Here is a 24,486-nt window from a genome sequence, read left to right as displayed (position 1 = left end):
ATCGGACAGCGACCCTACCGCTGAGTCAGGTAGGGCGGGCGCTAACTTCGGGACGCATACGGTTTGCCCGCCGCGGCCGGTCCTCGAACATGACCCACCAGACCCGCGACGGCGAAGATGGTCACCACGTAGGGCAGCATCAACATGAATTCGCTCGGCACCGGAGACCCGATGATGCCCAGCACATTCTGCAGATTCGACGCGAATCCGAACAGCAGTGCGGCCAATGTGGCACGCACCGGGTCCCACCGTCCGAAGATGACCGCTGCGAGTGCGATGTAGCCGGCACCGGCAGTCATTTCCTTGCCGAAGGCTCCGACGGACCCGAGCGTGAAGTACGCACCGCCGAGCCCGGCGATGGCACCGGCGAGACAGACGTTCCAGAAACGCGTCCGGGCAACGTTGATTCCCACGGTGTCGGCGGCTTGCGGATGCTCACCGACGGCACGTAGTCGCAGACCCCACTTGGTACGGAACAGACCGAAGAACACCAGGGCCACGGCGATGTACATCAGATAGACGATCAGTGTCTGTCGAAACAGCACCGGACCGAGGATCGGAATCTGCGAGAGCACCGGAATGTCGATGCGCGCGAAGCGCGGTGGCGAATTCAGCGTCTCGGCGTTCTTGGTGAGCACCACCGAGTACAGGAAGCTGGTCAGTCCGACGACCAGCACGTTGAGCACCACACCGACGATGACCTGATTGACGAAGTAGCGAATCGAGAACACCGCCAGCAGGGATGCGGTCAGTGCGCCGGCGACCAGAGCCGCGAGCAACGCGACATAGGTCGAACCGGTGATCGACGCGACGACGGCGCTGACGAACGCACCGGCCAGCAGCTGACCCTCGATGGCGATGTTGATGACACCGACGCGCTCGGAGATCACTCCGCCCATGGCACCGAAGATGAGCGGTGTGCTCAAAGCGACTGCGCCGATGAGCAATCCGGGCACCGGGATGGTCTCTCCGTCGGCGGCCCACGCAAGGAATCCGAACACGAACAGCACCGCGAACACGGCGAGCAACCACAGCGGCGTCGAGCGGTACCGCGTCGCCAGCAGCGCCGCGTAGCCGGTGATGACGGCCAGCAGTACGACCACGACCAGGCCGGTGCCGTACGACGGCACGCCGACGGCGGGCAGTGCGAAGAAGTCACCCTCCGAGGCCAGCGCGAATGTACTGGTGCCCGAGCCCTTTCGGACCACGAACAGCACCAGAGCGAGCAGCGTCACGACCCCGAGGATCGACGGCACTTTCCAGCTGCGGCCGAGTACTACCCCGGCGGGGGCGTCGACGGAGGTGGTCACAGTGCACCGACCTTCGCGGTCTCGGCTTTCGCGAGCTTCTCTTCGCCTGGTTTCGGTAATCGGAACACCGCTCGCACCAGTGGCGGCGCAGCGATGAACAGCACGATCACCGACTGCACGACGAGCACGATGTCGATGGGTACGCCCTCGGCCGCTTGCATGGCGAACCCGCCGGCCTTGAACGCACCGAACAGGATTCCCGCGAAGAACACGCCCCACGGTTTCGATCGGCCGAGCAGAGCGACGGTGATGGCGTCGAATCCGATGCCGGCGTCGATGTCGGCGCTGAAGCCGGTGGTGACCGTACCGAGCACCTGGGCAACTCCGGCCAGGCCGACGAGAGCTCCGGACAGGATCATCGCGTACAGGTAGATGCGGTTGACGTTCATTCCGGCGACGCGTGACGCGTGCGGGTTCTCGCCCACGGCGCGGAAACGAAATCCGAGGCTCGATCGCTCGAGCAGCCACCACACCGCGACGGTCACGAGGATGACCAGCACGAACCCGAGGTGCAGATTGTACTTGTCGCCGAAGAGTTTCGGGAACACGGCGGTGGATTCGATGGGGGCCGTCTTGGGATTGTTCGATCCCGGTGCCTGTAGCGCGCCGGGGGTACGCAGGAGGTACGAAATGAAGTAGAACGCAATGTAATTGAGCATGATCGTGACGATCACCTCGTGGGCACCGGTGCGGGCCTTGAGGAATCCGGCGATGCCACCCCAGACCGCGCCGCCGACAACGCCTGCGACGACGGCCACCAGCAGATGGATGCCGGCGGGCAGGCTGACTCCGAATCCGACCCAGCCTGCACACGCCGCGGCGATGAGCATCTGGCCACGACCACCGATGTTGAACATGCCGACGCGGAAGGCAAGGGCCACACCGAGTCCCGCGACGATCAAGGGAGTGGCGAACGTCAGAGTCTCGGTCAGCGGGCGGATGCCGTTCTCGAACCCGGGTCGACGGAAGTTGTACACCGAGCCCTGGAACAACGACGAGTACGCCCCGGCAACGGAATCCCAGATGGCCTTCAGCATGTCCGAGGGGCGCGAGAAGAAGTAGCCTGCCGACTCCTGAACACCGGTATTGGTCGCGGCGATGAGTACGGCACCGACGATCAGTGCGAGCAGTACTGCGAGAACCGAGATGATGGCACTGCCGGTGAAGATCTGCCGAAGCACCACATGCGACTTCGAGGGTTGCTCGGCGCTATTCACCACGCTCACCGCCCATCATCAAGCCGAGTGTTTCGCGGGACGTATCCCCGGGGACGATTCCCACGATTGCTCCTCGATACATGACGGCGATGCGGTCGGCCAGTGCGGAGACCTCATCCAGTTCGCTCGACACCACGATGACCGGGATCCCCGAATCCCGAGTGGCGACGATGCGCTTGTGCACGAATTCGATCGACCCGACGTCGATTCCGCGAGTCGGCTGGGCCGCGACGAACAGCCGCAGATCGCGGCTCAATTCGCGTGCGAGCACCACCTTCTGCTGGTTACCACCGGACAGGCGTCCGACGGCGGTCCCGATTCCCGGTGCCCGCACATCGAATTCGGTCAGCTTCTCCGATGCGAACTTCTCCAGGTAGTCACGCTGGACTGCTCCTCGCCGCACGAACGGCATGCTGTTCGAGCGATCGAGCATCAGGTTCTCGGCGATCGAGAACTCCCCCACCAATCCGTCGACGGTACGGTCCTCCGGCACGAAGCCGACTCCGGCGTCGAGCACGTCCTGCACCGTCGATCCGACCAGCGAACGACCGTCGAGGCTGATCTTTCCGGATACGTTGTCCTGCAACCCGAGCAGAGCCTCGACGAATTCGGTCTGACCGTTGCCCTGCACTCCGGCGACGGCGAGAATCTCCCCTGCCGCGACCTCGAGGCTGACGTCGTCGACGGTCTTGTTGCCCTGGGCGTCGAACACCGACAAGTTCTCGACGACCAGCGCTGCTGCTCCCGGAGCGGCGGGATCCTTCGAGACGGTCAGCTGCACATCGCGTCCCACCATCATGGCCGCGAGTTCGGTGTTGCTGGCGGTCGGCTGCGCTTCGCCGACGACCTTGCCGAGCCGGATGACGGTGATCTTGTCGGCCACTTCGCGTACTTCGCGCAGCTTGTGGGTGATGAAGACGATGGTGGTGCCCGACGCCGCGAGCTCGCGCATGATCCTCATCAGATCATCGGTTTCCTGTGGCGTCAGGACTGCCGTCGGCTCGTCGAACACGAGCACCTTGGCCTCACGAGACAGTGCTTTGACGATCTCCACCCGCTGCTGCACGCCGACGGGTAGGTCGTCGACGAGAGCATCGGGATCGAGATCGAAGCCGAACCTCGCGGAGATCTCTCGTACCAGCTTTCGTGCTGCCACGAGATCGAGTCGTCCACCGAGCGAGGTGGTTTCGTTACCGAGCACGATGTTCTCGGCCACGGTGAACACCGGAATCAGCATGAAGTGCTGATGCACCATGCCGATGCCGGCGGTCATCGCCTCGCCCGGTCCGGCGAAATTCTGGTCCACGTCGTCGAGCAGAATCTGGCCCTCCTCGGCGCGATACAGGCCACTGAGCACGTTCATCAACGTGGACTTGCCTGCACCGTTCTCGCCGAGGAGGCAGTGGATCTCGCCGGATTCGACACTCAGATCGATGTGGTCGTTGGCGATCAACGAGCCGAATCGTTTGGTGATACCGCGAAGTTCGAGCTTCATATCCCTTTACGACCGCTTGGTGCTACTTGGGTGCCGACGGCGACTCGACGGTGATGGACCCGTCGATGATGCCGGCCTTGATCGTATCCAGCTCGCCCTGCAGTGCGGGGTCGACCTTGGGCTCGAAGTCGTGGAACGGTGCGATGCCGACGCCGTCGTTCTCGAGGGTGCCCACGTACGGGGTGTTGTCGAACGAATCTGCGCCGGAGTTGGCGACTACCTCGTCCACGCTGGTCTTGAGGCCCTTGGTGACCGAGGTCAGCAACAGGTCGCCGACCGACGGGTCGGACTCGAAAACGTCTGCGTCGGCACCGATCAGGGCGACCGGACGCGAGGAGTCCCGAATGGCCTGCGCCGCACTCTGATAGATGGGTCCACCGACCGGGAAGATGACGTCGGCGTTCTGGTCGATCAAGCCCTGGGCGGTGTTCTTGGCGACCTCGTTGGCGGTGAATCCGCCGGTGAACGAGCCGTTCTGCGAGGGCACGTCCCAGCCGATGACGCGGACTGCCTCGCCCTTCTGCTCATTGAAGTAGTTCACGCCGTCGGCGAAGCCGTCCATGAAGATGGTGACGGTCGGCAACTGGGAGCCGCCGAACGTACCGACCACTCCGGTGGTGCTGTAGCTCGCGGCGGCGTAACCGGCGAGGAATGCCGACTGCGACGCGTCGTACGTCAGCGGCTTGACGTTCGGCAGATCGATGGTCGAGTCGTCGATGATCGCGAAATCGATGTCGCTGTTCGCCTCGGCCGCGACCTTGGTCGCGTCGGCCAGGTCGAATCCGACGGTGACGATGAGGTTGCAGCCCTGATCGACGAGGTTGTTGATGTTGGGCGCGTAGTCGGTGGGCGACGCGGACTCGACGGTGCGGGGCTCGACGCCGAGCTCCTGGGATGCCTCGGTCAAACCCTCGAACCCGAGCTGGTTGAACGACTTGTCGTCGAATCCGCCACTGTCGGAGACCATGCAGGGCAGGAAGTCACTGGATTCGCCTCCGCCCGATCCTTCGTTCTCGGGTGCGGATCCACAGCCTGCGATCAGGGCGATGGCACCGAGCGACGCGACGCCGCCGAGTGCTGCCTTCCGCGTACTCGTGCGGGTAACGAATGACAAGATGTCCTCCAATTTAGATGTGTTTCGTCTGGTTCGGGACGCTACTCGCGCGGGCGAGGGTGCGCAGGATTTCACTCAGGAGTCCTTGTTGGGCTCGGCTTTGTCGGGCAAGCTGCCGCCTTCACGGAGTATTCGTGCTTCGTCCTCACGCACCATCACTGCCGGTCCGGCTGCCACCACCGATGGGTTCGGCGGCGTACCGGGTCTGAATACGTTGAAGAATACGTTGAGGACCACCGCGACGATGCTGGCGGCACTGATTCCGGAATGGAAGATGGTGACGAACCAGTCCGGGAATTTGTCCCAGAAGTCGCTCGCGACAACGGGAATGAGGCCGAACGCCAAGGTCACCGCCACGATGACCACGTTGGAGTTGTTGTCGTAGTTCACCTTGCCGAGGGTGCGGATGCCGCTGGCCGCGACGGTTCCGAACAGGGCGATGCCTGCCCCGCCGAGTACCGGCAGCGGGACGACACCGACGACTGCAGCGAGGACCGGCGAAAGGCCCAGCAGCGCAAGCACGCCGCCGCCCACCGCGACGACGAAGCGGCTCTTGATGCCGGTCATCGCCACCAGGCCGACGTTCTGCGCGAAGGCCGTCGCCGGAAAGGTGTTGAAGATCGGGGCGACGGCCGAGGACACCATGTCGGCGCGCAGTCCGTCTCCGACGCGCTTGGAGTCGACGTCGGTTCCGACGACCTCACCGACGGCGAGGATGTCGGCGGTGGTCTCGACCATGATCACCAGAATCACGATGGTCATCGACACGATCGCACCGATGGCGAAGATCGGAGACCCGAATGCGAACGGCGTCGGTACGGCCACCACGGACGCGTCGCCGACACCGTCGAAGTCGGTTTTACCGACGATCAGCGCGGCGATGGTGCCGACAACGAGTCCGAGCAGAATCGACAGCCTCGACAGACCCGGAATCTTGGTCATCACCAGCACGGCGAGGAGGGTGAACATCGCCAGCCCGATATTGGCGGGATCGAGATAGTTCGGGTTCGGGGCACCGCCCACCATTTCCTGGCCGGTGATCCACCGCGCTGCGACCGGCATCAGGGACAGACCGATTACGGTGATGATGCTGCCGGTCACCAGCGGCGGGAAGAAGCGAATGACCTTCGAGAAGAACGGCGCGATGGCCAAACCGATGAGCGCGGCCACCAGAACTGCGCCGAGGACCGTGCGCAATCCGGTTCGGCCGTCCTCGGCACTACCGATGATCGTCAGTACCGTCGAGACGGAGGCGAACGAAATGCCCTGCACCAGCGGCAGTTGCGACCCGAAGTACGGAATACCGACGGTCTGCAGCACGGTGGCGACGCCGCTGACGAACAGCGCGCACGAAATCAGCAGGGCTTGATCGGAACCGGACAGGCCGGCCGCTCCACCGACGATGATCGGTACGGCGATGACGCCACCGAACATCGAGAGAATGTGTTGCAGACCGTAACCGAACATCTGCAGCACCGGCGGGCGGGCATCCTCAGGCCTGGTCATGACAATCAGGTTATGAACCGGACGTTACGGGCAGCGACACCGACCCATTTCGAGCGAGTTACGGTTGCTCGGCCTTGTCTGCTCCCACCAGGTGCTCGAACGCCTTCAGGTTCGCCAACGATTCGCCGCGCGAGACCCGCCACGCCCATTCGCGTTTGATGGACTCCGCGAATCCCAGTTCGAGCAGCACGTTGAAGTCGCCGTCGGCGGCCTCGAGGGTCTGACCGAAGATTCGGTCGAGTTCGTCACCGTCGACGGCCCGCAACGACATTCGGCCCACGAGATAGATATCGCCGACCTTGTCGATGGTGTAGTGCACTCCGTACAGCCGACGGTTGCGACGCAGCAGGTACTTGTAGACGCCCTCGAAGTTCTCGTCGGGCTTGCGGCAGACGAACGCCTCGATACGCACCCCGTGATGTCCGACGGTCAACATCGTCGTCGTCTTCAGTTTGCGTTCCCCGGGCAGTTCGACGGTGAACACCTCGCCGCGCCGCGTGTAGTCCAGTTCGCGATCCTTCAGGACCCGGTCGATCAGTTCGGCGGTCTCGCTCATGCAGTCACTGCTCCTGATCTGCGTAGTTTCGACAATCCTCGGACGCGTCGCGGTGAGAACTCACTCGGTGCCTCGCCACGGTCGAAATGGAATTTGGCCTGCCGGTAGCTCTCGATAAGACCGTCCGCGGTGTGCTCCCACGAGAAGTTTCGGGCGTGTCGGGGTGCCGCAGTTGCCATGTCCGCCAATGCAGTTCGATCTGCCAGCATCGAGGCGAGCGCATCGGCCCAATCCTCGGTGCGGTGTCCCTGCACCAGCCGTCCGGTCTCGCCCGATCGCACGGCCACACCGAGACCGCCGACGTCGGCTGCCAACACCGGCGTTCCGCAGGCCTGGGCTTCGATCGCGACCAGGCCGAACGATTCGTTGTAACTCGGTACCGCAACAACATCCGCGGCGCGGTAGATCTGCGCCAGACGCGACGATGGTTGCGGCGGCATGAACGTCACCCGCGGGGTGATTCCGAGATTCTCGGCCAGCTCGATGAGACTGTCGGGCCGATCCAACCCGCTGCCCGACGGCCCACCGACGATGAGGACCCGCAGCGGCGAGGACGGATCTCGCTGCAGCACTTCGGCGGCCGCGGCGATGAGCACGTCCGGAGCCTTGAGCGGTTGGATGCGGCCGACGAAGGCGACGATCGACTCGTCCGGGTTCAGACCCAGTTCGGCGCGGGCCGCGAGCTTGTCCCCCGGATTGTATTGCGCCAGATCGGCTCCCGGCGCAACCACGTCTATCGCGTCCTGCGAAGCCCCGTAGATCTCCACGAGGGACTTCGCTTCCTCGGTCGTGTTGGCGATCAGCCGGTCTGCCTCGGCCACCACTTGCTGCTCGCCGATCTGGCGCGCCGCGGGTTCCGGTGAGTCGCCCTGCGCCATCGACGCGTTCTTGACGGCAGCGAGCGTGTGCGCGGTGTGTACCAGAGGCACTCCCCAGCGATCGCGTGCGAGCCAACCCACCTGCCCCGAGAGCCAGTAGTGCGAGTGCACCAAGTCGTAGTAGCCGGGTTCGTGCCGAGCTTCCTCACGCAACACCCCGGCCGCGAACGCGCACAGCTGAGTGGGCAGGTCGTGTTTGTCCAGGCCCTCGAACGGGCCTGCAACGATGTTGCGGACCAACACTCCGGGCGCTGCCTCGACGACGGGAGCGTCGGTCGACGCCGTCGCCCGGGTGAAGATCTCGACCTCCACACCCCGCTTGGCCAGCTCTTTGGCGCTCTGCAACACGTAGACGTTCATGCCACCCGCGTCGCCCGTTCCGGGTTGCGCCAGGGGGGAGGTATGCAAGGACAACACAGCGACCCTGCTCAGCTGGTGTCCAGTCACTCCCTCAGTGTGCACGCCTCCACATTACGTCTCGAGAACTACCCCTTCAGACGACCGGGCAGGAGCGGAGCCTGCGGAGCGACCAGACTGACCTGTCGTTACACACTCAGACCGTCCACGAACTCGCTGACCTCGACGAAGAACCGCTCGGGATCGGCGACGAACGGTCCGTGGTCGACGCCCTCCCAGTACGACTCCACGACCGCGGGAATCAGTTCCGCGGCGTGCCGTCCGGCAGAGACGTCGACGACGGTGTCCTCGGTTCCGTGCAGCACGAAGGCCGGGATGTCGAGGCTGCGCAGCAGGTCGTCGTGGCCGACCGCTCGATCGAACAAGGCGGCCCGAACCCGTGGCCTCGTGGACAGCGTCAACCCGAACAACGCCTGCGCCTCCGTGCCCTTGCCTTCTGTCGGCCCGGTCAGCGCGTGCCCGAAGCTACCGAGCGCCTTGATGGCAACGCGCGGCTCCTCGGCCATCGCACCGGGGATGGCCGCCCGCATGGCCGTCCCCACGCGTCCGCCCGCTTCTCCCCTTCCGATGCTGGTGATCGCGCCGACGAGCACGATGCCCGCTACCGCGCCCGATCCGTGTTCGGCGAGATAGTCACAGATCACCAGGCCGCCGTAGGACCAGCCCAGAAGCACCGCGTCGGCGGTGATGCTCTCTGCAGCGAGCACTGCCTCGACGTCCCCGGCCCAGATCTTCGAGTCGGCGTACCCCGTCGTAGGGGCATCGGAGTAGCCGTGACCACGCAGGTCGACGGCCACTACGCGGTACCGCTCGGCCAAGTCCGCCAGCAATCCCTCGCCCCAGCACGCCGAGCTCTGCGCCCATCCGTGCAGCAGAACCAGTGGCCTCGCATCAGGGTCACCGCTGACGCGGTAGACGATGTTGGCTCCGTCGATCCCGGTGGTCTGGCGAACCGGTCCTGCTGCAGGGGTGCTCGTATCGGGCTTGTTCATGACAGGTGAACCTACGCGGCGGCCCTGCGCATCGACGCGAGCGGATCGGAGTACAGAGAGCTCAGCGAGACCACCGTCGCGGCGTATTCCTGCACCCGGTCGCCGAATCCGGTGACGCGAATATCCCGGCGTGCCAACGTGGAATTCGCGGCGAAGGCCTCGCCCACGTGCGGGATTCCGGCCGGGTACGTGGTGAACGCCTGACCCCCGAGGACAACGCGATCCGGATTGAACATGTCCCGCAGCAGCGCCACCGTCCGTCCCAGTATCCGAGCGCGTTCGACCAACAGTTCTCGCGCCGCCTCCGAACCGCTCTGTGCTGCCTGGTACACCGCAGCGATACTCGGACGTGGTTGCGGCTGAAGGATTTTGCGGTCGACAGCGGCAGCGACCATCGCTCGATCACTGACGGAGGCCTCGAGGCAGCCTCGATTACCGCAGCCGCACAGCGCCGACGACCCGGTGGGCAGGTGGGCGATGGACCCGGGCCCGCTCGCCGGGGTGTGGACCCGGCCGTCGATGGTCAGAGCCATGCCTGCAGTCTCGCGAGCGTAGAAGTACAGGGAGGTTCCGGTTGCGCTCTGTGCTGCCGCGGTATCCGACAGTCGAGGTGCGAGCAACAATTCCGAGGCCGCCATCGCCTCGACGTGCCCGGAGACCGAGATGGGAAGGCCTAGCCCGCCGCCGATGATGCCGGCGACGCGGCCGTTCTCCCACCCCAGGCGTGGATGGTCGACGGTGCCATTCGTGGTGTCGACACGGCCGCCGATGGCTACCCCGACCCACAGCGGTGTACGGCGATGCCAGCGTCCGGCAAAGGCACCGGCACTGCGAGTGACGGAAGTCAGGGCCGCGTCGGAGGATCCACCTGGCGTCGGAATCTCGACAGCGCCGAGGATGCGGCCGCGCAGGTCGCTGACCGTGATGCCGGTGACGACGGCACCGATGTGGATGCCGATCGTGGAGAAGGGTTCGTGGTTGACCTCGAACGGCACCCGGGGCCGTCCGACTGCGCCCGACGCCGTCAGGTCCGCGCGCTCCCGCAGCAGCCCGACACCGAGCAGAGCCGATACCTGACGGTTGACCGTGGCAATGCTCAATCCTGTTGTGCGAGCAGCACTGTCGCGGGAGATGGGGCCTTCGACGCACGCCACCCGGAGCACCGACGCCACGGGGCTGTCGACGATGCGTAGATCGGGTGCGACGAGTTGGACGCGCGATGCGGGAGCGGTGGCCCGTCCGGGCGAGCGCAGAGCGGAGCGAGCGTGATGGTGGTGCAGCGTGGTTACGGACATCCGTCGTTGATCCTCAGCAGTGGAGACCGTCGTCGCGAATGATCAGCGACGACGGCGCGAAGTGATGCAGGTCAAGGGGCGAGCACGGTGGTCACGAAAGACCACGTCGCGCGGATCGACTGCCCGTAGCGCAGAAGGCTAGAGACAGATTCCTTGGCCGAGACAACACAGTTCCCGAGGAAGCGGCAGGCGAGAACCGAGGGACGCGGTCACATAGGTGACCCGCATCGCGGTGGTCTCGCTGGCGGACATGAATCCCAAATTAGCACTCGAAGCCAGATCGGCCAATCGGGCCCGTCCAGAAACGCTGTGCCTCTCGAACTAGAATTTCTCCATGACCTCGCCCGAACAGATCGCACCCGATACCCGAATTGCCGTCGTCACCGGAGCGAGTTCCGGCATCGGCGCGGCCACCGCCCGCCAACTCGCCGCCGACGGATTCCACGTGGTGATCGGTGCCCGCAGACTCGACCGGCTCGAGGAGTTGGCGTCGGACATCGGTGGCACGGCCTTGGAACTCGATGTCACGGACGAGGATTCGGTGGCGGCCTTCGCTGCGGTGATCCCCCGCGTCGACGTCCTGGTCAACAATGCAGGCGGCGCAAAGGGACTGGCACCGGTGATCGATGCCGACCTCGACGATTGGCGCTGGATGTGGGAGACCAACGTCCTCGGCACGCTACGGGTCACGAAGTCGTTGCTGCCCAAGCTGATCGACTCCGGCGACGGCCTCATCGTCACCATCACCTCGGTGGCGGCGTTCGAGGCGTACGACAACGGCTCGGGGTACACCTCCGCCAAACATGCTCAGGCGGTGCTGCATCGGACGCTACGCGGCGAACTGCTGGGTAAGCCGGTGCGGTTGACCGAGGTCGCACCCGGTGCCGTCGAGACCGAATTCTCGCTCGTCCGCTTCGACGGCGACGCAGCCAAGGCCGACGCGGTCTACCAGGGCATCACGCCACTGGTGGCGAGCGACATCGCCGAGGTCATCGGCTTCGTGGCCTCGCGACCGTCGCACGTCAACCTCGATCAGATCATCATCAAGCCGCGCGATCAGGCCGGCCCGGGGCGCTTCTCTCGGAAGTAGCGGCTTCGCCGCATGTGCACGGGAGTGGAGCCTGCGGAACGACCCATGTGACTGGTAATTCGTAGTGGACTACGAATTTCCGTGCACATGCGCGCAGCGCTCACACCGCACTCATCGACTCCCAGGTCGGCCAGTCGATGGCCCAGTCGTACAGGTCACCGTCCGCCGCAGAGAGGTCGATGCGGGTGCCGGTGACCTCCACCGGGTCGCCGTACATCGCCGTACCGAAGTACTCCTGGGCATCCTCGGTGGAGAGGTTGATACACCCGTTGGTCACGTTCGACGCGCCCTGCACGCCGGTGGTCAGCGGGTTGGCGTGAATGAACTCGCCGTTGTTGGAGATGCGCACGGCCCAGCGTTCGCGCACGTTCTCGTAGAACGGCGGGTTGGACATCAGGAAGTCCTCGTGCTTCTCGGTGACGACGTGGATGCCGCTGCGGGTGACGTTGCGGTCCTCGTTGCCCTCGCCGTAGCTGACGGGAATGTCCATGATCGTCGCGCCGTCACGGACCACCTGCATGCGGTGGCTGGTGGCATCGGCGACGACCACCTGGCTGCGTCCGATACCGAAATTCAACGTGACGTCGTCGGCGCCGTACGCGCCGCCGCCGTAGTTCACGCCGTAAAGCTTCGCGACTACCGACACCGTCGTACCGGGCGTCCAGTAGTTGGTGGGACGCCAGTGCACGCGTGAGCCGTTGTCGTCGGGGAACCATGCCCACGCGCCGGGAGTCGGCGGGTTGGTGGTCACCGTCAACGCTTTCTCGACGGCCGCCTTGTCCTCGATCGCCGAGTCGAACTGCAAGATGATCGGCGCGGCGATGCCGACTTCCTGGCCGTCGCCGATGTTGGTGCTCACCGAGGTTCGGCTGTCCGGTTCGACGGTGGTGAAGGCACCGTCGATGGGCACGGTCTTGTTGTCTTTTCCGACGGCCGAGCCGGACCACGTGTACTCGACGCCGTAACCCAGGGGCTCGGTGATTGCGTACGAGGTCTTGTCGGGTGACAGTGCACCCTGGACGACCTTGCCCTCGGGGTTCGTCAAGGCAACGTCGGTGAGTGTTCCGTCGGTGACGGACACCGAGATGGGCGCGACGGGGCTGACGTCGACGGCACCGGCAGCCGGGTTCGCGGTAATCTGCGCGACGGGCGCGGCCTCGGTGGTGGGAGCGGCAGCTCCCGAACCTCCGTCACCGGATCCGACGGTGCAACCTGCCACCAGCGCCACCAAGGCGACGAGCACGGCGATCAACCACACCGCTCGCGTCCGTTTTGTCTGTTCTACCTGCTCATGCACGTTATCCAACGTACCTGTGTCTGCAAACTACCCCGAATTTTTGGGGGCAGTCTCACAACTTCTGCGTGCGCAGCTCATGACCCTTCGACGTCAGACAGCGGCCGGTTTCGAGGTTCCAGTCCCAACCGTGCAGGTTGCAGGTGAGCTTCTTGCCCTCGACGATGCCGAACTTCGTCAGGTCCGCTTTGAGGTGAGGGCAGCGGCGTTGGATTTCGTAACCGCCCATCGTGATCGTGGCGGTGTCGTCGTGAGCCTCGGAGAACCAGCCGTCTGCGTAGGCGATGCGTTCGTCGGTGAGACATTTGAAGAACGTGTACAGAAATTCGTTGTAGCCGCCGACGCGTCGGGCCCGGAAACGTGTGGACAGGAAGATCGAGTTCACCCAATCCGGCTCCTGGTCACGCACTGCGGTGCGTACCAGTTCCGGCGGGATGGTGAAGCTGTAGCGAAACTTCTCGTCCGAAATCGGTTCGCGCACAATTCTTTTCGGAAAGTCCAACACGACGGTTTCGTCGCCCATCGTGATCCCGACGGGGTAACCGATGCCGTCGCAGATCAGGTCCGTCTGCGCCATGATCGGCTCGAACAGCCCCCGCAGCGGCTCGAGCAGCGGCTCGCCCTCGGCGGGAGCCCAGCCTGCTTTCTCGGCCGCGATGACCGACGCCTGACGCTGGGCGTAGGCCTCGATGTACTCGGCCTTGCCGGTGGTGAAGATGGCCTCAGCTTCGGCGGTAGGAATGGGGTGCTCGTGCGAGAGCAGCTCGGAACCGTCGAACGTTGCCGCGGTGCCCGGCATCATCAGCAGGCCCTTGTCGTGTCCGTGCAGGCGCATCTGCTCGAGAAACACCATCTGGTCCGGGAACACGTTGGCCGGGTCGCCGTAGACGTCGTTGAGGAAGCGCAGCTCGTCGTCGAGGAAACACGGCGGGCCGGCCGACGGAATCACCCAGGTGGAGCCGACCTGTTCGATGTACTGACGCGCTCGATCCATCTGCCGCTGACGCTTCTGGATGCCGAAGTTCTTCTTGGCCCGCGAGACCATGTCGTAGACCATCGGGTACCAAATCGCGCCCGAGTACTGCAGCATGTGCACGTCCACGGGGCCGAAGTTCTCGGTCATCACGTCCAGGTCCACCGGACGTGCGTCGTTCATGTTGAACGCCACGGTCTTTCCGTCGGAGACGACCAAGCCCGAGTCGCCGATGGGACCGTCTGCGGGTGCTCGCAGCGCGATGATCATGATGTCGAGATCGCCCTTGGGCCCGGAGATCGTGTGCTTGACCGAGTCCGTCGTCTCGTAGAACTTGTGGAAGCCGAGCTTCTCGAGCTCGTGCTTGAGGTCGAGTACCGGGTAGTCCGGCAACAGCACCGTCGCGTCCTTGTTGACGTGTTCGGCCAGGTTGCGTGGATCGAAGTGATCCTTGTGCAGGTGAGAGACGTACAGGTAATCGCAATCACCGAGTTCGTCCCAGTCCAGGCCCGAGTTGTCGGGGAACGGGAACCACGATGCGTAGAACGACGGGTTCACCCACGGATCGCACAGGATGCTCCCGGCGTCGGTCCGAATATGGAATCCCGCATGTCCCACGCTGGTGACCTGCACTGATTTACCTCCTACGAGCCGGGCTTTTCAAAGCTCCATCGTATGCGCCGTTTCGGGCGGCTCTAACCCAGCGCGCAGTTGACGAGGTCACACTCGGGCGTCAGCGTGACACCGAACTTCTCCTGCACACCGTCTCGGACGTGCGCGGCGAGCGCCATGATGTCCGACGCCGTGGCCCCGCCCCTGTTGGTGATGGCGAGCACGTGTTTGGACGACAGGGCCGCAGTCCCGCGTCCGAATTCGGTGCCGTACCCGCGGGGAAAGCCCGAGTTCTGGATCAGCCAGGCCGCGGGAATCTTGGTACCTGCGGGGTCGGGAAAATTCGGTGCGTGGGCAGCCTGCTCGGGCACCTCCGGCAGTACGGGGTTGAGAAAGAACGATCCGACACTCCACGTGTCGTGATCGCCCGCGTCGAGCACCATGCCCCGCTCGCCGCGCAGAGCCAGTACGGCCGCACGTACGTCCGGCACCGGCACGACGTCGCCGATCTGCACATCGAGCCGCTCCGACAGTGCCGCGTAGCGCACCGGTAGCGACTCGGTCGTCTTCTTCAGCGCGAACGTCACATCCAGAATCACGTATCGCGAGGACCGCTTGAACACCGACGACCGGTGCGTCCCGAAACCGCACTGCTCGGGCGTCCACACCGCCGTCTCCTGTGTCTGCCGGTCGTAGACGGTGAGACTGTGCAGCAACTCCGACGTCGACGCACCGTAGGCCCCGACATTCTGAATAGGCGTCGCGCCGGTGGTGCCCGGGATCCCCGAGAGCGCTTCCATCCCGGACAGCCCCGCATCGATCGTCGCCTGCACGACGGCATCCCATTCGACGCCCGCATCGACCGTCACGATCTCGCCGTCGATGTCCAGCCGCGAGCCGGTCACCTGGATCACCCGGCCATCGAACCCGTCGTCGCCGACGACCAGGTTGGATCCACCGCCGACGACCAACACGTCCGTTCCGGCCCGATCTGCGTCGCGTACCAGCGAAACCAACTCGTCACCCGTCGCCGAGACACAGAATTCACGGGCCGGGCCGCCCACTCGAATAGTGGTGAGCTCCGAAATTGCAGTAGGCACGAACTCTGACGCTACCGGTCGTGCACGTGTGTGAAGGGTCACCCGGTAATCTCCGGGGATGCCTCGCCCCATTGAGCACAGCTCGACTGTGCCCGCCTCCGCCGACAAGGTCCACGCCGCACTCACTTCCGAGCAGTACTGGAAGGACCGCATCGAGCAGATCGGCGGCCCCGGTGCGAGCGTGAAGAGCATCACCGTCGGCGACGGCACCATCGATGTCGTCCTGACCCAGTCGGTCCCCGAGGAAGAGCTGCCATCCGCGGTCACCGCCTTCAAGAAGGGCGACCTCATCATCGAGCGCACCGAGAGTTGGGGACCGTTCGACGGTAAGCACGCCGCGGGCACCTTCGGAGCCACCGTCGAAGGGGCACCGGCACGCATCACCGGCACCACCACCCTCGACGCCAAGGGCGACACGACCACCGTCGCACTGGCCGGCACCACCGAGGTCAAGGTCCCCATCTTCGGCGGGAAAATCGAATCGATGATCAGCGAGCAGGTACTTGCGTTGATCGACAACGAGCAGGACTTCACCGGTAACTGGATTGCCGCGAACACGAACGGCTAACCTGGCGCACTATGGCTCGCCGAATGAACTACTCCGCCCGGTTCACCCACTCGACGCAGCAGGTCTATGCAGCGCTGTCCAGTCGTGATCACTGGGACGCGCGCATCGAGGAGATGCGTAAGTACTCGGAGAACGAGCTCAAGAGCTTCGAGGTGTCCGACGCCGGAATCGACATCGTGATGCACCACGTCATCCCACGCACCGAACTGCCCGACATCGCGCAGACGGTGATGAAGAAAGACATGGTCATCACCCGCAACGTGCATTTCGACGCGTACGGGGAAACCACGGCGGGGCACTACGACGCGTCGATTCCGGCCGGACCCGGCTCACTGAAGGGCACCACCTCGCTCTTCCCCACCAACGGCGGTTCGACCCTGCGCACCTCCTCGGAGGCCAAGGTGTTCCTGCCGTTCATCGGCGGCAAGCTCGAGCAGCTCATGCTGGTCAACCTCATCGACCTGTGGCGCGGTGAAGGTGAAGTGACCGCCGACTGGCTCGAGAAGAACGCCTAGCCCACTGAAGGGGCCTGAAGGCGTCATCACTCGCGGCACCACCGGCATCAATCGGTTGCGTCGCAGTGACCGGTGGCTGATGCACAACCCCGATGTTCGACGCGTCCTGCGCGAAGCACCGGATCCCCTCGTCGTAGACCTCGGGTACGGGGCGATGCCGAACACGACGCTCGAGCTGGCCGGTCGACTGCGCACCATCAGACCCGATATCCGCGTGACGGGCCTCGAGATCGACCCCGCTCGCGTCGTCCCGGGGAGTGATGGCGTGGAGTTCGCCCGCGGTGGTTTCGAATTGGCCGGTCTGCGCCCACATTTGGTGCGCGCGTTCAACGTTCTGCGGCAATATCCGGAGGACGCGGTTCCTGCTGCGTGGCAACGCATTCAGTCCCGCCTGGCACCCGGCGGCCTGCTTATGGACGGTACCTGTGACGAGTTGGGGCGACGCTGCGCGTGGGTGTTGCTCGACGCCGATGGCCCGCGGTCTCTGACTCTGGCCTGGGATCCTTTCGACGTCGAGATGCCGTCGGACATCGCGGAGCGGCTCCCGAAGGTGTTGATACACCGCAACATCGAGGGCGAGCTGATCCACGAACTACTGCAGCGCGCTGATCGAGCGTGGTCGGTCTCGGCGCCGCTGGCCCCGTTCGGTCCCCGCCTACGCTGGCGCGCGGCTCTGAAAATACTTGCCGAACAGGGGCTTCCGATCACACTCCCCCGCCGCCGCATGCGAGACAACGTGCTGACAGTTCCCTGGTCGACGGTCGCCCCAGCTATGTGAATCGGGTGCAGCTGACCGCGGTGAGCGCGGTCAGCTGCACCCGATTCTGTGGCTACGTGCAGGCAGACAATGCCAGCTCGACGCGTTCGGCCACTCGGTCGGTGCTGCTGGCGGCCTCGGAGTACAGCGCCTGCGGGTCGACGCGACCGATCGCCACCGCGTCGCACACCACCTCGTCGAGGGTCAGCTGCGAGATTCCCCCGGCGGCGAGATCGAGCACCGTCCGTACCGGCGTGGTGATGTTGAACGTGCCGGCCGATTCGACGTCTCGAGGTTCGAGCCGCAGACGGTGAACCGCCAGGCGGGTATCGCTCAGGCGTAGGTCTCCGAACGCGCACAAGTGCACGAATTGTGGGTGCAGGTGACCGAATCCGTGCAGCTCGGCGGCGCTCTGGTGCGAGATCACTGCCTCGCCGCCGAACCAGGCGCACCACATCGCGAACACCTCGAGCTCGCTGTGGGGCCACTGACCCAGCCGGAACAGGTTGCGCTCGACGCGGGTCCAGGTGTTCGTGGCCAGGTTGACGCGCACCATAGCCGGATCGAAGCCCAGCTCCCCGGCCTGCTCGGCGGTGAAATAGCCGTCCTGGCGAGTGGCGAGCGAGTGCAGTTCCTGCACACTCGGTCCTGTCGTACCCATGCCGCAAGCCTACGTCAAAATGTGTTACAGATCACAAACTTTGGTATCGGAGACATCTGTCCGGCGAGTTTCACAGAGCTTGCTCAGAATCATCGGGAAGACTGCCGGGAATGTCCTCCACAGCCAAGCGCAGCAGCGTGCCGTTGATTGCAGTCTCCGTCGTTGTAGTCCTCCTCGTCGCCGTCATCGGTGGCGAGCTGTTCGTGCGTCAGCAGATCAAGTCCTGCCTCGCCGGCCAGCTCGAATCGGAGCTCGGCAGCCAGGTCGAGGTCGGTCTCGGCCTCAAGCCGGTACTCCTCTCCTTGGTGGACAAGAAGGTCTCGTCGGTCACCGTCGACAGCGACGACGCGCGATTCGGGCCGGCCGAGGGCATGGTCGTGCATGCCGAGGCACGCGATCTGAACCTCACCCAGTCCGCAGACTCCGGCGGCACCATCGGCAGCTCGAGTGCCGACATCGCGTGGTCCACCGACGGCATCACCCGCACCCTGCAGAGCCAGGGCATCGGCGCGATCGTCTCGGGCGTCACTTCGGATGCATCTGCGGGCACCCTGCAATTCGCGGTCGGCGCGCTCGCGAACCTGACCGTCAAGCCGCAGGTCGCCGACGGCCGCGTCGACTTCCAGACCGTCGACGCGTCGATCCTGGGTCTCGGTATCCCCACCGACCTGGTCGACTCCGTCGTCGGAGTGCTGACCGACAGCCTGCAGGCGTACCCGCTGGACATGACGCCGACGTCGCTGACCGTCACCGACTCCGGTATCGAGCTCACACTCGAGGGCGGGCAGTACACGATCCCCGCGACTCAGCAGAACCAGAATCAGCAGACCCCCGAGGGTTGCTCACTCGTCGCCTAGCCCCCATGTGCACGGAACTTCGTAGCGGGCTACGAAGTCCCGTGCACGTGCGACGAAGTCGCTCTAGCTCAGACCGTCCAGCACCGCACGGGTACCCGACAGCCCCAATCGTGTTGCGCCCGCGTCGATCATCGCCAGGGCGGCCTCCGTCGTACGGATGCCGCCGCTGGCCTTGACGCCCAGCCGACCGCCGACCGTTTCCGCCATCAGACGCACGGCCTCGACGCTTGCGCCGCCTGCCGGATGGAATCCGGTGGATGTCTTGACGAAGTTCGCGCCCGCGGTTTCTGCTGCGCGGCACACCTCGACGATCGCTTCGTCGGATAGCGCTGCCGATTCGATGATCACCTTCAGTACTGCGTTGCCGATGCCTTCACGGACTGTCACGATGTCGGCCAGAACGGCGTTGTAGTCGCCCGCAATAGCGGCTCCGACATCGATCACCATGTCGACCTCGTCGGCACCCTGCTGCACCGCGAGGCGCGCCTCGGATCCCTTGATCAACGAATGATGCTTACCCGACGGGAATCCGGCGACAACGGCGGTCAGCATTCCCTCGGCGCGAATCGGCAGCATCGAAGGCGAGACGCACACCGCGAGCACTCCGAGCTCACGTCCCTCCTCGATGAGAGCGTTCACGTCGGCGGTCGTGGCCTCGGGCTTGAGCAGGGTGTGGTCGACCATTCCGGCGAGGGCGGCGCGGGTGAGTGTCATAGGGTCCAGCTTTTCACAGCTCTGCCGATCGCAGCCCTGTCGGTCTACGATTTTCGGTCATGACCGCAGAGTCGCTCGCCGCCACGTTCAATGCCACCAGCAGGGAATTCGACGCGGTGACGCCGCAGGTCTGGGGGCCGGCCGGGCAATCGCTCGCTTTCGCCCTCGAGTTGGCTACCGGCGACGCCGTTCTGGACGTGTGCTCCGGCACCGGGGCGTCGGCAATTCCCGCAGCGGCCGCCGTCGGACCCGACGGCGTCGTGCATGCCATCGACCTCGCCGACGATCTGTTGGAGGTGGGCCGCAGGAAGGCCACCGATCGGGCGTTGCGCAACATCGACTTCGTCGTCGCCGACGCCACCGAGTGGGAGCCGCCGTCGACGGTTCCGGATGCCGGATACGACGCGCTGGCCTGCTCGTACGGCATCTTCTTCCTTCCCGATCCCGAGCAGGATTTTGCGCGACTCGTCTCGTTGGTTCGCCCGGGCGGGCGTGTCGGAGTGACGGTGTGGCGCGAGGGCTCGGTCCGGGATTACTCGGCCGCATTCTTCGACGTGGTCGGCAGACACTGGCCGTCGAGCGCGGGCAGCGCACCCGATCCGGCGGCGGGATTCGACGATCACCCGATCCGCAGGATGGAGACAACGGATCTCCTCGGTGCCTGGCTCACCGCAGCCGGCGCATCCGACGTCCGGATCGTCGAGCTGTCGAACCACGTACCGGCGACCCCGTCGTTCGTGTGGGATTTCGTGCTGGGCAGCGCCCTGCGCGGTGCGCTCACTCCGTTCGACGACGGAACGCGCACGCAGATGAGGGCCGAGTTCTCGGCGCTACTGATCGAGCGCGGGATCGATTCGATCGATCTCGGGACACTGGTGGCAACCGGGGTCCGCACGCCCTGAGAGAATCGTCGGCATGAGTTCTTCCGTGTCCGAGGACCGCCGCTACGTTCTGTCTCTCGGTTGCCCCGACAAGACGGGCATCGTCGCCCGCATCTCGACCTTCCTCGCCGACGTCGGCGGTTGGATCGTCGAGGCCGCGTATCACGCCGATCCAGACACCGGTTGGTTCTTCACCCGGCAGGCCGTGCGGGCGTCGTCGGTGGATATGAGCATCGAGGATCTGCGCGCACGGTTCGCCGAGGTAGCCGCCGAGCTCGGGCCGGAAACCGAATGGACACTGCATGATTCGGGCGAACCGAAGCGCGTGGTACTGCTCGTCAGCAAGGAAGCGCATTGCCTGCACGATCTGCTCGGACGCGCGGCGGGCGGCGAACTGCCTGCGCAGATCTCCGCGGTGATCGGCAACCACCAGTCGCTCGAGCCGATCGCTGCCGCGCACGGCACACCGTTCCATCACGTCGAGTTCGCCAAGGATCCGGCCGAGCGCGGGCCTGCCTTCGAGAAGGTGCGCTCGCTGGTCGACTCCTACGACCCCCACGCAGTGGTGCTGGCGCGCTTCATGCAGGTGCTGCCGGAATCACTGTGCGAACACTGGGCGGGGCGGGCGATCAACATCCACCACAGCTTCCTGCCGTCGTTCGTCGGTGCTCGGCCCTACCACCAAGCCTTTGCCCGGGGCGTCAAACTGATCGGTGCGACGTGCCATTACGTCACCGCCGAACTCGACGCGGGCCCGATCATCGAGCAGGACGTCATCCGGGTCGACCATTCCGACGAGACCACCGACATGGTGCGTCAGGGCCGCGACATCGAGAAGCTGGTGCTCTCCCGTGGTCTGCGTTGGCACCTGGAGGATCGGGTGCTGGTACACGGCCGCAAGACCGTGGTGTTCAGCTAGAGATTTCTCAGCCGCACCACTTCGGTGTTGAATTCGTCGATAGCTTCCACCGAGCTCATGTGACCGATGCCGGGGATCACGATCAATCGGCTCAGGTGGTCGTGATCGTCCAGGGCGCGGGCCAGTTTGCGGGCGTGCACCGGCGGGGTGAGCCGGTCGGCAGATCCGACGAGGACGCTGGTGGGTACGGACATGTTCGCCAGCGCCTCGCGGATGTCGAGGTCGCTGATGGCCGCGCCCCAAATGCCTCGTGTGCGCGGGGCGCATTCGAGCACGATCTTCTCGCAGAACGCCACCTCGGCTGCCGTGGCTCCGGGGGCCATCGAGATGTATTTGATGGCTTGACGCGTCACCGGTGACGGCCGGAGCGGCAGCGCCGAGCTCAGTACGGCTCGACCGACCGGTGCCGGAACGCGCGGGAAGCGCTGCGGCAACGGGATGACGGTGGTCTCGCGGACCAGAGAGTCGGTGGCGGTGCTGGCGAGGAGCACGGCACTGACGAGTCGATCGACCTGTTCGGGGTAGTTTCCGGCCCACGCCATGATCGACATACCGCCCATGCTGTGCCCCGCCAGGACGGCCTTGTTGTCTTCGACGACGGTCGCGGCGAGCACTGCGGCGAGGTCGTCGGCCAGCACGTCCGGGCTCAGCGGCCGCGTTCCGACATCGCTGCGGCCGTGGCCACGCTGGTCGTACGTGATGACGCGGTATCGATCGGCGAGGGCGTTGACCTGTGGAAACCAGTAGTCGGCCGAGCACGTCCAGCCGTGACTGAAGACGATCGGTTCGGCATCTGCTTCACCGTAGCTACGGACGTGCAGATGAGCTCCGTCGTCGGTGACCACCTCGGTGATGTGCGGCTCGATCGTGGGGTGCTGCAGAAGCTCGTCGGGACGCACGTCGGTCGTCTTGGTGAACGAATGCAGGCGACGCCGTCGGACGACGAAGGCACCGACCGACGCAGCCGCGGCCGCGCCGCCGATTCCGAGCAGCACACGTTCGACTACCTTGCGAGAAACCACAGAAAAATCCCCTCTACCTCGACCCCCTGGCGGGTGCGGTAGACGGTACGCCCACGATCTCGTGGGCGTCGATGCGCCTGCCTACCAGCGGGGTCCGCGTTGGATGCTGTCGATCTTGGGTCGGACGTCGACGAGATACACGCACACAGCGACGACGCCGATGATGCCCAGGAATCCGATCACTCCGGAGACCAGGATCAGTAACAGACCTACGAACAGAATGGCCAGCCAGGCGTTCTTGGTCAGCTTGTCCACGGCAGGAAAAGCGTCCGCGCGCTGACGCAGTGCGTGGAAGATCGCGAATCCTGCACCTACCACTCCGAGGATCTGCAGGAAGGTAAGGATGTAGTAGCTGAAGCTGCCGGCGATGCTCACGCGGTCAGTGTACGAGAAACGACCCCCGCACCGCGCGGCGCAGGGGTCGTTTTCTTTACGAATGCTTTAGCGAGTGGTCTTCTTCGCCGGAGCCTTCTTGGCCGGAGCCGGGGTGGCCTTCTTCGCGGCCGGTGCCGGTGCCGTCTTCTTGGCCGGTGCCGGCGTCTTCTTGATCGGCGAGTTCGCGTTGCTGCGGGTCTTGGCCTCGACCGTTCCCGCGACGCCGCTCACCTTGTCGGAAGTCTTGATGGCCTTGTCCTTGGCCTCGTCGCCTGCTTCGTCGATGTTCTCGGCGAGCTCGTCGGCTGCGTCAGAGATCTCCTCGGCACCTTCACGAACCTTGTCCGACGCGATGCCGGCGAGAGCTGCGGCGCGCTCGCCGACTGCGCGAGTCTGCGAAGCAACGGTTCCGAGAGCCTGCTCGGTGAGGTCGACGACGTCGTTGGCTGCAGTGTTGGCGCGCTCGAGGCCCTCTTCGACGGCGGGCGTGCGGCGGATGCGCTCGACGGCCTCTTCGCCGCGCTCGGCGAGGGAGGTGTAGAGGTCGGAGGCAACCTTGAGGTAGGCCTCGGCAACCTTGCGCAGCTCTTCGGGGGTGAAGCGCTCACGCAGTTCGGCGATCTCGTCGGGGAGTTCCGCGGGCAGGGCGGCGAGGCGCTCGCGGAGGTTCTCCACGCCCTCGGTGACCTCTTCGGAGATGTCGGCGAGTCGAGCGTTGACCTCGTTGGTGCGGGTCTCGGCGCGCGAACGCACCTGAGCGACGACGTCCGCCACGGCCTGAACGACAGCGTCGCCGGCACCGACGGCTGCAAAGATGGGGGTCTTGACGTTCTCGAAGTTCTTGGAATCAGACATCGGGTGTCTCCTGTTCGTCGGGTTCGGGCTCTTGCGTCGACTCGTTCTCACGACAGAACGAGTCGTAGATCTCGATCAGCACTTGCTTCTGCCGTTCGGTGATGTGCTCATCGCCGAGCAGAGCTTCGCGCACCGGACCGTGGGGACGCGCTTCCAAGATCCCGGCCCGGACGTACAGCACCTCCGAGGAGACACGCAGACCCTTGGCTATCTGCGCTAGTACTTCTGCGGACGGGTTTCGCAGTCCGCGTTCGATCTGGCTCAGGTAGGGGTTGCTCACTCCGGCCCGACTGGCGAGTTGCCGCATCGATACCTGCGCGGCTTCCCGTTGCGACCGGATGTAGCTTCCGATGTCCTGGGCTGCTGTCGTCACGACGGCAGCGACCAGATCCCCTGCCTCGGCGACCACCTGCGTCGCCTCGGTCGCCTTGGCGACCAGATCCCCCTCGTTCTCGGCCATCTCGGCCTCCTGTTTTCGGTGTCCTACTGGACGGTACCGAAGGGTGCTAACTA

25 protein-coding genes are annotated in these 24,486 nt (G+C 64.9%); 7 read left to right on the top strand and 18 right to left on the bottom strand.

Translation table 11 applies throughout. The annotated features are described in order from the left end of the window. Positions 1-41: 41 nt before the first annotated feature. The 9 genes from ASG84_RS00695 to ASG84_RS00655 all read right to left on the bottom strand — a co-directional run bounded on the left by ASG84_RS00695 (position 42) and on the right by ASG84_RS00655 (position 10,780). Complete coding sequence (locus ASG84_RS00695; RefSeq protein WP_057475137.1) at positions 42-1,310, bottom strand: ABC transporter permease; 1,269 nt, start codon at positions 1,308-1,310, stop codon at positions 42-44. After that, positions 1,307-2,536, bottom strand: a complete 1,230-nt coding sequence (locus ASG84_RS00690; protein WP_235581475.1) for an ABC transporter permease — start codon at positions 2,534-2,536, stop codon at positions 1,307-1,309. Before ASG84_RS00690 ends, ASG84_RS00695 begins: the two co-directional genes overlap by 4 nt. After that, complete coding sequence (locus ASG84_RS00685) at positions 2,520-4,022, bottom strand: ABC transporter ATP-binding protein (protein WP_057475135.1); 1,503 nt, start codon at positions 4,020-4,022, stop codon at positions 2,520-2,522. Before ASG84_RS00685 ends, ASG84_RS00690 begins: the two co-directional genes overlap by 17 nt. A 22-nt stretch (positions 4,023-4,044) precedes the next feature. Next, the gene (locus ASG84_RS00680) at positions 4,045-5,136 is read right to left on the bottom strand and encodes a BMP family lipoprotein (RefSeq protein ID WP_235581474.1); all 1,092 of its coding nucleotides are present in this window, start codon (positions 5,134-5,136) and stop codon (positions 4,045-4,047) included. Between the two features lie 75 nt (positions 5,137-5,211). Beyond that, a complete protein-coding gene (locus tag ASG84_RS00675) occupies positions 5,212-6,642 on the bottom strand; it encodes a nucleobase:cation symporter-2 family protein (protein ID WP_057475133.1) in 1,431 nt (476 codons plus the stop codon). A 58-nt stretch (positions 6,643-6,700) separates the two neighbouring features. Then, the gene (locus tag ASG84_RS00670; RefSeq protein ID WP_057475132.1) at positions 6,701-7,198 is read right to left on the bottom strand and encodes a YbjN domain-containing protein; all 498 of its coding nucleotides are present in this window, start codon (positions 7,196-7,198) and stop codon (positions 6,701-6,703) included. After that, positions 7,195-8,523 carry a D-inositol-3-phosphate glycosyltransferase gene (gene mshA / locus ASG84_RS00665; RefSeq protein WP_057475131.1) on the bottom strand — a complete coding sequence of 443 codons (1,329 nt, stop codon included), beginning with the start codon at positions 8,521-8,523 and terminating at the stop codon, positions 7,195-7,197. Before mshA ends, ASG84_RS00670 begins: the two co-directional genes overlap by 4 nt. A 98-nt stretch (positions 8,524-8,621) precedes the next feature. Then, complete coding sequence (locus ASG84_RS00660; RefSeq protein ID WP_057475130.1) at positions 8,622-9,485, bottom strand: alpha/beta fold hydrolase; 864 nt, start codon at positions 9,483-9,485, stop codon at positions 8,622-8,624. A gap of 11 nt (positions 9,486-9,496) precedes the next feature. Then, positions 9,497-10,780, bottom strand: coding sequence for an ROK family protein (locus ASG84_RS00655; RefSeq protein WP_200936472.1), 1,284 nt, complete (start codon positions 10,778-10,780; stop codon positions 9,497-9,499). A gap of 334 nt (positions 10,781-11,114) precedes the next feature. Here ASG84_RS00655 and ASG84_RS00650 point away from each other — a divergent pair, with 334 nt between their 5' ends. Then, complete coding sequence (locus ASG84_RS00650) at positions 11,115-11,870, top strand: SDR family NAD(P)-dependent oxidoreductase (protein ID WP_057475129.1); 756 nt, start codon at positions 11,115-11,117, stop codon at positions 11,868-11,870. Between the two features lie 100 nt (positions 11,871-11,970). On the opposite strand, the gene ASG84_RS00645 is transcribed toward ASG84_RS00650, so the two are convergent. The 3 genes from ASG84_RS00645 to ASG84_RS00635 all read right to left on the bottom strand — a co-directional run bounded on the left by ASG84_RS00645 (position 11,971) and on the right by ASG84_RS00635 (position 15,849). Then, positions 11,971-13,167, bottom strand: a complete 1,197-nt coding sequence (locus tag ASG84_RS00645) for a L,D-transpeptidase (RefSeq protein ID WP_057475128.1) — start codon at positions 13,165-13,167, stop codon at positions 11,971-11,973. A gap of 52 nt (positions 13,168-13,219) precedes the next feature. Continuing rightward, positions 13,220-14,770: an MBL fold metallo-hydrolase gene (locus ASG84_RS00640; protein WP_057475127.1), complete on the bottom strand. Its 1,551-nt coding sequence runs from the start codon at positions 14,768-14,770 to the stop codon at positions 13,220-13,222. 62 nt (positions 14,771-14,832) lie between these two features. Then, positions 14,833-15,849: a UDP-N-acetylmuramate dehydrogenase gene (locus ASG84_RS00635; RefSeq protein WP_057475126.1), complete on the bottom strand. Its 1,017-nt coding sequence runs from the start codon at positions 15,847-15,849 to the stop codon at positions 14,833-14,835. A 58-nt stretch (positions 15,850-15,907) separates the two neighbouring features. On the opposite strand from ASG84_RS00635, the gene ASG84_RS00630 reads away from it, so the two are divergent. From ASG84_RS00630 to ASG84_RS00620, 3 genes are all read left to right on the top strand, one after another. Further along, positions 15,908-16,417, top strand: coding sequence for a DUF2505 domain-containing protein (locus ASG84_RS00630; protein WP_057475125.1), 510 nt, complete (start codon positions 15,908-15,910; stop codon positions 16,415-16,417). An 11-nt stretch (positions 16,418-16,428) separates the two neighbouring features. Beyond that, a complete protein-coding gene (locus ASG84_RS00625) occupies positions 16,429-16,932 on the top strand; it encodes a DUF2505 domain-containing protein (RefSeq protein WP_057475124.1) in 504 nt (167 codons plus the stop codon). Positions 16,933-17,011: 79 nt separating this feature from the next. Further along, the gene (locus ASG84_RS00620) at positions 17,012-17,710 is read left to right on the top strand and encodes a class I SAM-dependent methyltransferase (protein WP_057475123.1); all 699 of its coding nucleotides are present in this window, start codon (positions 17,012-17,014) and stop codon (positions 17,708-17,710) included. Between the two features lie 52 nt (positions 17,711-17,762). Here the strand turns inward: ASG84_RS00620 and ASG84_RS00615 are convergent, their stop codons facing one another. Then, the gene (locus ASG84_RS00615; RefSeq protein ID WP_057475122.1) at positions 17,763-18,350 is read right to left on the bottom strand and encodes a type IV toxin-antitoxin system AbiEi family antitoxin domain-containing protein; all 588 of its coding nucleotides are present in this window, start codon (positions 18,348-18,350) and stop codon (positions 17,763-17,765) included. Between the two features lie 110 nt (positions 18,351-18,460). Here ASG84_RS00615 and ASG84_RS00610 point away from each other — a divergent pair, with 110 nt between their 5' ends. Next, positions 18,461-19,207, top strand: coding sequence for an LmeA family phospholipid-binding protein (locus ASG84_RS00610; protein WP_057475121.1), 747 nt, complete (start codon positions 18,461-18,463; stop codon positions 19,205-19,207). Positions 19,208-19,270: 63 nt separating this feature from the next. Here the strand turns inward: ASG84_RS00610 and deoC are convergent, their stop codons facing one another. Further along, the gene (gene deoC, locus ASG84_RS00605; RefSeq protein ID WP_057475120.1) at positions 19,271-19,921 is read right to left on the bottom strand and encodes a deoxyribose-phosphate aldolase; all 651 of its coding nucleotides are present in this window, start codon (positions 19,919-19,921) and stop codon (positions 19,271-19,273) included. A gap of 59 nt (positions 19,922-19,980) precedes the next feature. Between deoC and ASG84_RS00600 the strand changes: the two genes are divergently transcribed. Both ASG84_RS00600 and purU read left to right on the top strand, forming a co-directional pair. Next, positions 19,981-20,823, top strand: coding sequence for a class I SAM-dependent methyltransferase (locus ASG84_RS00600; protein ID WP_057475119.1), 843 nt, complete (start codon positions 19,981-19,983; stop codon positions 20,821-20,823). A gap of 13 nt (positions 20,824-20,836) precedes the next feature. Further along, positions 20,837-21,721, top strand: a complete 885-nt coding sequence (gene purU, locus ASG84_RS00595) for a formyltetrahydrofolate deformylase (protein WP_057475118.1) — start codon at positions 20,837-20,839, stop codon at positions 21,719-21,721. Here the strand turns inward: purU and ASG84_RS00590 are convergent. The 4 genes from ASG84_RS00590 to ASG84_RS00575 form a co-directional block, all read right to left on the bottom strand. After that, positions 21,718-22,743, bottom strand: coding sequence for an alpha/beta fold hydrolase (locus ASG84_RS00590; protein ID WP_057475117.1), 1,026 nt, complete (start codon positions 22,741-22,743; stop codon positions 21,718-21,720). The two genes, purU and ASG84_RS00590, sit on opposite strands and share 4 nt — an antisense overlap. Before the next feature lie 81 nt (positions 22,744-22,824). Next, entirely contained in the window at positions 22,825-23,112 is a 288-nt protein-coding gene (locus ASG84_RS00585; RefSeq protein WP_371828356.1) for a DUF2516 family protein, read from the bottom strand. 72 nt (positions 23,113-23,184) lie between these two features. After that, on the bottom strand, positions 23,185-23,973 hold the full coding sequence (locus ASG84_RS00580) for a heparin-binding hemagglutinin (RefSeq protein ID WP_057475116.1): 789 nt from the start codon (positions 23,971-23,973) through the stop codon (positions 23,185-23,187). Continuing rightward, positions 23,966-24,433, bottom strand: coding sequence for a helix-turn-helix domain-containing protein (locus ASG84_RS00575; RefSeq protein ID WP_045198858.1), 468 nt, complete (start codon positions 24,431-24,433; stop codon positions 23,966-23,968). Before ASG84_RS00575 ends, ASG84_RS00580 begins: the two co-directional genes overlap by 8 nt. Positions 24,434-24,486: the final 53 nt, after the last annotated feature.

The sequence above is a fragment of the Rhodococcus sp. Leaf278 genome (assembly GCF_001426085.1).
In the GTDB taxonomy this organism is placed as follows: domain Bacteria; phylum Actinomycetota; class Actinomycetes; order Mycobacteriales; family Mycobacteriaceae; genus Rhodococcoides.
The sequence above is the reverse complement of the archived record's forward strand: the minus strand, read 5'-3'. Positions and strand labels throughout refer to the sequence as shown.